9 protein-coding genes and 1 pseudogene are annotated in these 8799 nt (G+C 71.0%); 2 read left to right on the plus strand and 8 right to left on the minus strand.

What is annotated here, in order from left to right:
- A pseudogene (locus JWR81_RS26580) lies at nucleotides 1-299 on the plus strand (hypothetical protein); the annotation flags it as partial.
- 39 nt (nucleotides 300-338) lie between these two features.
- Here JWR81_RS26580 and JWR81_RS26585 read toward each other — a convergent pair.
- The 5 genes from JWR81_RS26585 to JWR81_RS26605 form a co-directional block, all read right to left on the minus strand.
- Nucleotides 339-2009, minus strand: coding sequence for an alpha/beta fold hydrolase (locus JWR81_RS26585; protein ID WP_297658816.1), 1671 nt, complete (start codon nucleotides 2007-2009; stop codon nucleotides 339-341).
- A gap of 178 nt (nucleotides 2010-2187) precedes the next feature.
- Complete coding sequence (locus JWR81_RS26590; RefSeq protein ID WP_297658818.1) at nucleotides 2188-2469, minus strand: YciI family protein; 282 nt, start codon at nucleotides 2467-2469, stop codon at nucleotides 2188-2190.
- Complete coding sequence (locus JWR81_RS26595) at nucleotides 2469-3329, minus strand: alpha/beta fold hydrolase (RefSeq protein ID WP_297658820.1); 861 nt, start codon at nucleotides 3327-3329, stop codon at nucleotides 2469-2471. The genes JWR81_RS26590 and JWR81_RS26595 overlap by 1 nt, the downstream gene beginning before the upstream one ends.
- Nucleotides 3326-3940, minus strand: coding sequence for a cysteine hydrolase (locus JWR81_RS26600; protein WP_297658823.1), 615 nt, complete (start codon nucleotides 3938-3940; stop codon nucleotides 3326-3328). Before JWR81_RS26600 ends, JWR81_RS26595 begins: the two co-directional genes overlap by 4 nt.
- A gap of 23 nt (nucleotides 3941-3963) precedes the next feature.
- Nucleotides 3964-4908: a 3-carboxyethylcatechol 2,3-dioxygenase gene (locus JWR81_RS26605; RefSeq protein WP_297658825.1), complete on the minus strand. Its 945-nt coding sequence runs from the start codon at nucleotides 4906-4908 to the stop codon at nucleotides 3964-3966.
- Nucleotides 4909-5061: 153 nt separating this feature from the next.
- Here JWR81_RS26605 and JWR81_RS26610 point away from each other — a divergent pair, with 153 nt between their 5' ends.
- The gene (locus JWR81_RS26610; RefSeq protein ID WP_297658828.1) at nucleotides 5062-5805 is read left to right on the plus strand and encodes a GntR family transcriptional regulator; all 744 of its coding nucleotides are present in this window, start codon (nucleotides 5062-5064) and stop codon (nucleotides 5803-5805) included.
- A gap of 11 nt (nucleotides 5806-5816) precedes the next feature.
- On the opposite strand, the gene JWR81_RS26615 is transcribed toward JWR81_RS26610, so the two are convergent.
- The 3 genes from JWR81_RS26615 to JWR81_RS26625 all read right to left on the minus strand — a co-directional run.
- Nucleotides 5817-6680, minus strand: coding sequence for an LLM class flavin-dependent oxidoreductase (locus tag JWR81_RS26615; protein ID WP_297658830.1), 864 nt, complete (start codon nucleotides 6678-6680; stop codon nucleotides 5817-5819).
- The gene (locus tag JWR81_RS26620) at nucleotides 6673-7764 is read right to left on the minus strand and encodes an LLM class flavin-dependent oxidoreductase (RefSeq protein WP_297658832.1); all 1092 of its coding nucleotides are present in this window, start codon (nucleotides 7762-7764) and stop codon (nucleotides 6673-6675) included. The genes JWR81_RS26615 and JWR81_RS26620 overlap by 8 nt, the downstream gene beginning before the upstream one ends.
- Before the next feature lie 49 nt (nucleotides 7765-7813).
- Nucleotides 7814-8799 (minus strand): LLM class flavin-dependent oxidoreductase (locus JWR81_RS26625; RefSeq protein WP_297658834.1); only part of this gene is annotated, 986 nt, incomplete at its 5' end.

The following is an 8799-nucleotide window of genomic DNA, read 5'->3' on the forward strand; positions in this document are numbered from 1 at the left end:
CCGCCGCGGTCGCCGCCTTCCTCGGCGGCACCATGGCCGACGCCCGAGCGGCGACCGAAGGGTTCCGGGCCATCTGCGCGGGAACGAGCAGCAGGTTCACGCTGCCGCCGATGGACTTCGCGGGCACTCCACTCGGAGTGGACGTGCGCAAGGTCGTCGAGCTCGGCATCACCCCGAAGGTCACCACCGGGATCCTGCACGCCACCGCCGGGACGGGCCAGGTCGGCGCCGGAGTCGCGGCGGCACCGATCGCGTGCTTCGTGGAAGCCCTCAGCGACCTCGCAGCGCGTCTCGGCTGAAGAGGACCCGAGCGTCCCTCCAAGGCGGGATGCCGGGCGTCAGGCCTGGGTGAACACGTACGTTCCGGGAGCGTCGTCGAGGGGCGGGCAGTGGCTGCTCCCGAGCCGGGTCGGAGCCTTCCGACGAGTCCCGGAGCGGGCGTCGATCCAGCCGGCCCAGTTCTCCCACCACGAGCCCGTGTGTTCGGTGGCGCTCTGCCGCCAGGCCTGCGGATCGCCGGTCGGCTCGGCACCTGTCCAGTAGCGGGACTTCGGGTTGCCCGGAGGGCAGACCAGGGTCTGGATGTGCCCGGTGTTGGCGAGCACGAACGTCGAGCGCCCGCCCAGAAGCCGCGCCGAGGCGAAACAACCGTTCCACGGGGTCAGGTGGTCGGTGGTGCCGCCGGTGACGTACGCGTCGACGGTGACGCGCGACAGGTCGACCGGCGACCCGAGGACGGTCATCGCGCCCGGCACGGTCAGCGCGTTGCCCTCGAACACATCGAGGAACTGGCCGTGCAACGCGGCCGGAAGGTTCGTGCTGTCGGCGTTCCAGGCCAGGATGTCGAACGTGGGCGGATCACCACCGAGCAGATAGTTGCTCACGACGTAGTTCCACACCAGATCGTTGGGCCGCATCCATGTGAACACCGACCCCAGGCTGCGACCGTCGAGCACACCCGCACGACCCGAGCGCCACCTGGCCAGCTTGAGCAACGCGGGCGCGGAGAGCATCCCGACGGGGGCGGGCGCCGACCAGTCCAGCAGCGTGACACCGAAGCTGGCCGACCTCACCCGATCGTCGCCGACGTCGGCCAGATGGTTGAGCACCGCGGAGGTCGTGATCCCGCCCGCGCACAACCCGAACACATTGACCTGCTCGGACCGCGTGATGTCCGCGATCACGTCCAGCGCGGAGATGATCGCCCCCGCGTACGTGTCGAGGTCCCAGTCCCGCTGCTCGCTCGTCGGGTTCCGCCACGAGATCGCGAACACCTGCTGGCCCTGCCCGACCGCGAACTCGATCAGCGACCGTCCCGGAGCAAGGTCCATGAAGTAGTACTTGTTGATCTGCGGCGGAACCACCACGATCGGGACGCTGCGCACCGTGCCGGTGACCGGGCGGTACTGCAGTAGCTCCAGCACCTCGTCGCGGTGGACGACCGCGCCGGGCGTGGCGGCGAGGTCACGGCCCACGGTGAAGGCGGAACGGTCGACCTGGCGCGGCATCCCACCGTTGTGCCACACATCGTCGACGAAGTTCCGCACCCCCCGCCCGAGGCTCCCCCCACCGGTCTCGAACGCGCGTTTCACCGCAGCGGGGTTGCCCAGCAAGGCATTGGTCGGGGCGAAGGTCGAGGTCAGCAAGGTGGCAACGAAACGGGCACGTTCCCGGTCGCGCCAATCGCCGAACCCGACACCCTCCACCACCTCCCCGACCGCGCCGCACACCGCCAGGTAGGCCTGCATCATCTGGTGGTAGGCACGGTTCTCCGCCCAGGTGGGATCAGCGAACCTCCGGTCACCCTTCGCCGGTGCCACCTCCGACCGGCCCAGCGTCACCCTGCCCAGCTCGCCCAGCAGCCGCCTGCCGGCACCCGCCACGACGGGCACCGCGGCCACCACCCGGGCCGCACGGCTGCCGAGCGAGCCGGTGGGCGAGCGTGTCGGTTCGGGCGCGTCCGGCACCGAGGACAAGCCCCGCGGGGCGTCGGACGGTGTGACGGCCATGTGACCCACCTCACTCCGCGCGATGCGCAGAGTCAAGGCGGCATGCCCCGCGGCCGGGCTGGAGCGTCCTGTGATCAGGGGACGACGAGGCGGGCCAGGCCCCTGATCGAGAGGACCACCTCCGCTCAGACCATGTGGGTGGTGCACAGTCCGTCGGCCCGGCGACCCGACCCGCCGCTCAGCCTGCCAGTGGGCCGACCACAGGCGTCCACGGCCACGACCGGCTCTCCACGACGACGCCGCGCACGCTGAACGGATCCTCGGCGATCCACTTCTGAAGCTCGTGCTCGTCCGCGACGTCGTAGACGAGCAGACCCCCGGAGCCGTCGCCGAACGGTCCGGCCTGCCGCACGACACCCCGCTGCACCATGTCGCCCAGGTACTCCCGATGCAGCGGGCGCACCTCGTCGAGCAGCGCCGTGTCGTCGGTGTAGCGCCAGACCACCGCGAAGAGCGCCATCAATCCCGCTTCCCCGTCAGGAAGTCGATCGCGAGCGCGTTGAACACCTCGTGCTGCTCCCACTGCGGCCAATGGCCCGCGTCCTTGATCACCTCGAACCGGGCGTCCGGCATCTTGTCGGCCATGGCCATCCCGGCCGCGGCGGGACCTGACGGGTCGTCGCTGGTCCACACGACCATCGCCGGCCCGACGACGGCCGCCAGCTCGGCGTCCGTGACGAGGTTGCGTGCCCGGATCTCCGGGTCCTGCAGGCACAGCAGGTGCCGCATCGAGTCGGCGAACCCGGGGCGCGCGTAGATCGTGCGCCGGATGTCGACCAGCTCCTCGGTGACCGAGGAGGGGTCGGCCATCAGCCACTCCAGCCGGGCCTTGATCCGCTCGTGGCTCGGGTCGTCGGCGGCGGCCTGCGACAGGCTGCGGATCCGCTCCATGACCTCGGGGGTCGCCATCGTTCCGCCCGGCGTGTTCAGCAGGACCCGGCCGACCCGCTCCGGGTGCGCGGCGGCGTACTTCAACGCGAGCCAGCCGCCGAGGGACTCCCCCGACAGGTGCGCACGCTCGACGTCGAGCGCGTCGAGCAGGCCGTCGAGGTGCGCGACGTAGTCGGGCAGCTCCAGGTCACGGGTGGTGTGGGTGGTCCACCCGTGTCCCGGGTACTCGTAGGCGATCACGCGGAAGTGCTGCGAGAGCGGCACGAGGTTGTGCGAATAGGCCTCGATGTGCCCGCCGGTGCCGTGCATGAGCACCAGCGGCTCACCCGTACCCGTCTCCAGGACGCGGGTACGCCACTCCCCGACCTGCACGTAGCGGACGGTGAACTCGAGGCCCGCGAGCGCTGACCAGATCGATGGACGGCTCATGCGGCGTCCGCCGCGGTCTTCAGCGCGGCCAGCACGTCTGCGGCGGTGACGACCTCGCCGAGCAGCCCGAGGCTGGCCAGTGACGCCTCGTGCGCCTCCGGGGCGGCGGCGCTGCACGCGTCGGACACGACGACGGTCCGGTAGCCGAGATCGCCGGCACTGCGCGCGGTGCTCTCGACGGACATGTTCGTGGCCACGCCGGTGATCACCACGGTGTCGACGCCGCGACCGCGCAGCACGGTGTCCAGCTCGCTGCCGACGAAACCGCTGACCCGCTGGTGGGTCACGACGATGTCGCCGTCCTGCGGCGTGAGCTCGTCCACGATGGCGGCCGCTGGGGTGCCGTCGACCAGGCAGCCCTGCTGACCGACCATCGCGAGCAGCGGGAAGTTCCCCACCAGGTCGCCGTAGCCGGGCTGGAACGCGACGCGCGTGTAGATCACCGGCGAGCCCGCGGCTCGCGCCGCCTCCTGCAGCGTCCTCGTGGTCGGGACGACGCCGGCCGCGGTGGCCTGCTCGGCGAAGAACGCGCCGAACGCGCCCTCCTGGCTGATCACGTCGTGCTGGTAGTGCACCGCGATGAATGCGGTCCGGCGGGGATCGAGCTCCATGACGGCCTCTTTCGGGTGGGTGTCTAGGCGGGGAGGGTGCGGGCTGTGGTGAGCCCGAACCCGGCGATCCATTCCGGGATCGCCTCGTAGAAGGAGGTCTCGACCTCGTAGCGGCCCGCGGCGCCGAGCGCGGCGTAGGCGGCGATCCAGGTGCGCACCTCGTGCGAGGAGTGCCCGGCGTGGGCCACGAACCAGTCGTTGGGCCGGGCGTCGATGCTCTCCAGGTCTCCGGCGGCGAGCAGCGCCATCAGGTCGACGTCCCACTCGGGGTTGAGCGGCATCAGGTTCGACGTGCCTGCGGCGAAGGCGGCTATCGCGTCCACCACCACGGCCTCCCGCGCCGCGCGCACCTCGGGGGCCGGGTTGCGCCCGGATATCAGCCGCTCGGCGAGCTCGGGTGCTGCGCCCTGGAACTGCGGCACCGGCGGATCGTGCGACAGCCCACCGGAACCCATGATCAGCACCCGCTTGCCGAGCGCCGCCGCGGCGCGGCCGACGGCGGCACCCAGGAGACGCGCCCGCGCCACCGGGCCCATCGGCTCGGCCACGCAGTTGATGAAGACCGGCACGACCGGCACGGCGTCGATCGCCCCGAAGAGCAGCTGCAGCGGCTGGGAGAACCCGTGGTCGACCTGCATCCGCTCGGACACCGCGACGTCGACCCCGGCGGCCAGCACCTCGGCGGCGATCCGCCGTGCGGCAGGCGCATCGACGGGGAGCGGACCCTTCGGGAGGCCGTAGTCCCCCACGGACTCGGCGTCCGCCGCGATGCAGAACGGCGGCATGACCTCGTAGAAGAAGCCGTTGTAGTGGTCCGGTCCGAACAGGACGACGAGCTCGGGATCATAGTCGCGAATGAACGCACGCGCCTCGTCGAACGCGGCCGCGACGCGGTCCGAGACATCGGCGCCCGGGTCGGCCTTGCCCATCAGCGGGGTGTGAGACGTCGTGCACAGCGCCAGCGTCATCGTTGACTCCCTGCTAGCATTCTAGCGTTCCAATGAATCCTAGGACGTGCAGACACCTGCGGACAAGGTCCGAAACGCGACGACGCCGCCAGCCGACCCGGTACCGGGACTGCTCGGGGCGCCGGGACCTGCCGGCCCGATTAAGCTGCGAGGATGACCATGAACGGCGACGAGGGCGGCTGGCCCGGGTCGGGGGTCGGCCCGGGCCGACGGCCGAACGCGCGGGGCCTCGGCTCGCTGGTCTACGCCCAGATCAAGGAGCGGCTGCTCGAGGGTGTCTTCGCCGCGGGCGAACGGTTGCAGGTCGAGGCGCTCAAGACCGAGTTCCAGGTCAGCAAGCAACCGGTCATGGAAGCGCTGCGCCGGCTCTCCGGCGAGGGTCTCGTGGAGATCATCCCGCAGGTCGGCTGCCAGGTGTGCAGCTACCCGCCCCAGGAGGTCGAGGATTTCTTCCGGCTCTTCGGGGCGATGGAGGGCACCGTGACCGAGATCGCGGCCGATCGCCGGACCGACGCCCAGCTCGCCCGGCTCGCCGCCGTCGAGAGCCGGATCGACGCCCTGCGGTCGCTCGACGACCCGACGGAACGCAGCCGCGGCTACCGCGCCCACAACCGCGCCTTCCACGGCGTCGTGCACGAGATGGCCGGGTCCCCGATCATGGCGGCCAACGTTCAGCGGATGTGGGACATGAGTGATTTCCTCATCAACACCAACGGTGTGCTCACCCCGCTGTCGCACGCGCTCGAGCAGCGCCATGCCGACCACCAGCGGATCCTCGAGGCGCTCCGGGCGCGCGACGGCGCAGCGGCCCGGAAGGAGACCGAGACCCACATCGTCAGCACGCTGGAGATCATCTGGGAGCCGGCGGCCCAGGCCGCCGCCGACGTCGAACCCTGACCGGCGCGGCCTCATCGCAGCGCTTCGGCGAGCAGGCCGACCTGATCCGGATCCGCGCCGCACGGGTAGAGCACCAGCTCGTCGCAGCCCTCCCCCGCCAGCCGCCGCACGGTGTCGCGTACCGCCCGCGGGCTGGTCAGCGCAGTGGACGCCAGGGTCGTGGCTGCCTCTGCCGCCACCCCGTAGTACTCCGGTAGGTAGCGCCGGGCCTGCGTGGGACCGTCCGCGCCGAGCGCGACGTACCCCACCGCCAGCAGCCGCGGGGCGCCCTCGCGGCCGTGCCGCCGCCATGCCTCGCGCACCACGGCCGCTCCCTCGGCGAAGAAGGCGGTGCTCCCGGCGACCCATCCGTCGCCGAGCCGGGCCGCGCGGTCCAGCGCCCGTGGCGAGCGGCCACCCAGCACCAGGCCCGGCCGCCCCCCGGGTGAGACCGGCCCGATGGCCCCGGCCGTTCCCGCCGACGCCCAGGTATGCCGCAGGGCGTCGACGACGCCGTCGAGCCGCCGTCCGCGGTCGGCGAACGGCGTCCCGGTGGCGGCGTAGTCCGCCGGGCGGACGCCCACCCCCAACCCGAGGGTGAACCGCCCCCCGGACAGCGAGTGGAGGGTCGCCGCCTGCTTGGCCAACAGGGCCGGCTCGCGGGTCGCGCCGAGCAGTACGTGGGTGGCCAGCGCGATCCGCTCGGTGACGGCCGCCGCGGCGGCCAGGGTGAGCAGCGGCTCGTGGTTGGCGTAGACCACCCGGTCCAGGGCGGCGAGGCTGGAGAACCCGGCGGCCTCCGCCCGCCGGGCCCAGCCGAGGATCTGATCGGGTCCCGCTCGCGGGACGGCGGCAGGCAGCCCCACCCCGACGCGCATCGGCGCCCGATCAGTCAAGGTCGAGTGCCTTCAGCGCGGGGATGACGTCCCGGCTGTAGAGCTCGTAGGAGCGGAGCGTCTGCTCCCTGGTCAACGTCCCGAACGAGCCCCAGAAGATGATGTTGCCGCACTGCAGCGTCTCCGCCTGGGCGACGAGCTGGTCGCGCACCGTCTCCGGCGAGCCGACACAGACGATGCCCGCCTGCTGCAGGCCCTCCCAGCTGATCGGCCCGGAGGTGAAGGGCCGGAAGAACGACGAGTAGTACTCGTAGCCCGCCGGCACGTTGTCCAGGTCGTCGAAGATCGCGTGCTCCTTGAACAGCGCGAAGAGATGGTCCAGCGCCGGCTCCGCGATGTCCCGGGCCTGCTCGTCGGAGTCCGCGACGAAGATGTTGCGCATCACCGCGAGCTGGTCCGCGCTCGTCGAGTTGCCGGCATCGGCCGCAGACTTGCGGTAGCGGTCGAACATGTCCTTCGTCTCGCCGATCGGCAGGAACGTGTGGCCCATCTTGTAGCCCTTGCGGCCCGCCCACTCGACGGTCGCAGGGCTCAGGGCCGTGATCCACACCGGCGGGTTGGGCTGCTGCAGCGGCCGCGGCCAGATGCTGACGTCCTCGTAGTCCCAGAACCGGCCGTGGTGGGTGAACGACGGGTTGCGCCACGCGTTGTGGATGAGCTCCATGCCCTCCTCGAAGCGCGGTCGCGTCTCCTCCATCGGCACTCCCTGCCGGAGGAACTCCTGCTCGTCGACGCCGCGGCCCATGCCCACCTCGAGCCGGCCACCGGTGAGGTAGTCGAGCATCGCCGCCTCCTCGGCGAGACGGCGCGGATCGTGGAACGGGATGATGTTGGCCATCACCCCCAGCCGCATGTTCCGCGTCAACCGCGCGATCGTCGCCACCAGCAGGTTCGGCGACGGGCTGACGTTGTAGGCGGTGAAGTGGTGCTCGCTGAAGAAGATCCCGTCGTAGCCCTGTTCGTCGGCCTTGAGCCACGACTCGAAGTGCCAGTCGTAGAGCTCCTGGCACTTCTGCGGGTCGAAGTCCGCCGGGTCCGGCGAGTGCGGGTAGTTGAAGATGTCGAAGATCCAGCTCTTGACCACGGAATGCTCCCTTGCACTCGATGACAGGCCTGGGCTCGGACGAACGGGGTCAGCGGGCGGGCTCGGTCCACGTCGGCGTGGCGAACTCCGGGCGCAGCGTCGGCTCGAACCGGTCGAGCTTGATGCCGATCTTCGGAAGGACCCGCTCGACCAGCAGCTCGTTGCTGCGCAGCATCTTGTCGATGGGCGCGGGCCCGATGCCCATCCAGAGCACGAGCAGCTCGATGCCGAACGTCTCGATCGCCTTCTCGAGCCGGCGGGCCACGGTGTCCACCGAGCCGGTGATCGAGAATCCGCGCTCGACCATGGCGCTGTAGTCGTTGGGGACCGGGCCCTCCTCCCCGGGGCGGCGCAGGGCCTCGTTGAACCCGAAGTGGTCGTGCCAGGCCGGCCAGATGAAGCCGAGCGCCTCCTTGCCGATGGCGAAGGCCTCCTCGTCGGTGTCGGCCACCACGACCTCGCGGAAGTGCCCGACGTTGCGGCCCCAGCCGATCGACGGGTCCCGGAGCTTGGCCTCCTCGTGATACGCATCGAGGCAGGCCTTCACCGTCTCCTCGATGGGGCTGAAGATGATCGGCCAGCCCCCCTCGCGCGCGGCCCATCGGATGGTGTTGGGGCTGAGCGTGAACGGCACCATCAGCTCGATGGTGGACGGGTCCTGCAGCGTGTTCGGGGCGATGCCAATCTTCTCCACGGTGCCGTCGGCGCTCACGGTGGACGGCGCCATCTCCTGGGTGCCCGGGTGGTCCCAGGTGATCCCGGGCGGTGGCACCTGCCAGTGCTTGCCCTGGAAGGCGAACTCGCGGTTCGCCCAGAGGCCGCGCACCACCTGGTAGGCCTCCTCGAACAGCTCGCGGTTGATCGCGTCGTGCTCCGCGTAGTTCGGGTCGGTCGCGTAGGTGGCGACAGCGCCGTTCTTCTGGCCGATGGTGGTGACGTGCCGGCTCTGGTAGCCGCGGGCGAAGCCGGCGAGCATCCGGCCGCCGCTGAAGTGGTCGAGCATGGCCAGGTCCTCGGCCACCAGGATCGGGTTGC

The sequence above is a fragment of the Pseudonocardia sp. genome (assembly GCF_025965585.1).
GTDB lineage: Bacteria > Actinomycetota > Actinomycetes > Mycobacteriales > Pseudonocardiaceae > Pseudonocardia.